This is a genomic window from Photobacterium pectinilyticum (genome assembly GCF_024357955.1).
In the GTDB taxonomy this organism is placed as follows: Bacteria; Pseudomonadota; Gammaproteobacteria; order Enterobacterales; family Vibrionaceae; genus Photobacterium; species Photobacterium pectinilyticum.
This window is the reverse complement of sequence record NZ_JANEYT010000187.1, coordinates 1-1,192: the sequence shown is the minus strand read 5'-3', so window position 1 is coordinate 1,192 and position 1,192 is coordinate 1. Positions and strand designations below refer to the sequence as shown.

General features: G+C 46.3%; 1 protein-coding gene and 1 pseudogene. Both read left to right on the top strand.

Annotated elements, in window-relative coordinates; genetic code table 11:
• Positions 1–102 precede the first annotated feature (102 nt).
• Entirely contained in the window at positions 103–369 is a 267-nt protein-coding gene (locus NHN17_RS25800) for a DUF6444 domain-containing protein (RefSeq protein ID WP_255045530.1), read from the top strand.
• A 20-nt stretch (positions 370–389) separates the two neighbouring features.
• Positions 390–1,192: pseudogene (gene tnpC / locus NHN17_RS25795) on the top strand (IS66 family transposase); the annotation flags it as partial.

Below are 1,192 nucleotides of genomic sequence, written 5' to 3'. Positions count from 1 at the left end.
GTAACCGTTCACCAGACCCCCATTGAAAAATCATTTGTGATCCATCGCACTTGATCCGCTTTTCCTTCTTGAGTGATCCTTTTCAGCCTTCATGCTGGCTGTATGAAAAAGAAAAAATCCAAATTTGCAGATGCGCCGCCTGTCGCTTCTAATATCAATGAAGCTAACGCACTTATCGAAGAGTTGTGGGAACAACTTCGGCACTACGAAGATAAGCTGAAGACCAGCTGTTCTAATTCTTCTAAACCACCTTCTTCTGATGGCCCTAAAGAGCGGGCTGAACGGAAAAAGCTCAAAGCTCTGGTGGCCGCAATCCGAGAGGAGCTAAACAGGGTCACACAGGGCGTCAACGACAACTCTCGAAGCTAAAGGAAAGCGACGTTACCGTTGATTGCTTACCGGACTCAACTTGTCCGTGCTGTGGCAAGTCGGCTATCTCTGTTCACAACACCCCATTTTACCGGCATCAAGTACACGAGATACCAAAGCCAATCGTTGATATTACGGAGTATCGGCTATTTTCGGGACAGTGCCAGCATTGCAATAGGGTTGTGAGAGCGAAGAAACCTGACAATATCCCTCAAGGCATTATGGGTCCTAACCTACTCAGCTATATTGCTGTATTGGCAGGGCAATTTCATTTAAGTATCCGTAAAATTCGCTCACTGTTAAAAGAACAATTAGGAACAACATTTTCTGTTGGCGCTATCAGCGAAGCGCAGACCAAAGTTGCCTCAATGTTGACCCCGCTGCACCAGGCCATTCGAGATAGCATACAAAAAGCACCACTGGTTCATGTTGACGAGACATCTCATCCTCGCAATGGTGAAGATAGCTTACGTTGGTGTTGGTTGGTAACCAGTGAAAACTTGGTTTACGAAAAGATCTTGTTTTCTCGCTCTGCGCACTCAGCCAAAACTATGCTAGGTGATAACTACACTGGCCTAGCAGTGACCGACCAATGCCCGAGCTATAATTGGCTGGAGCCCCAAAAACACCAACTATGCTGGTCACATGTAAAAAGAAACGTGCAACAAATAGCCGACTACAGTGGTGCTGGTTATACGGCCTTTGTTGGGCAACGCCTTGCACTTATCGCCAATATGGTTTTTAGAACACGTCATCGGTTTGAAAATAGAGCCATCGAGTACAGTTGCTATCTCCACCGCATGAACCGACTTCGAAAGTCGTT

What these genes read in the sequence shown, in the direction of transcription:
- NHN17_RS25800 (WP_255045530.1), top strand. Translation starts at nt 103, where the DNA reads ATGAAAAAGAAAAAATCCAAATTTGCAGATGCGCCGCCTGTCGCTTCT.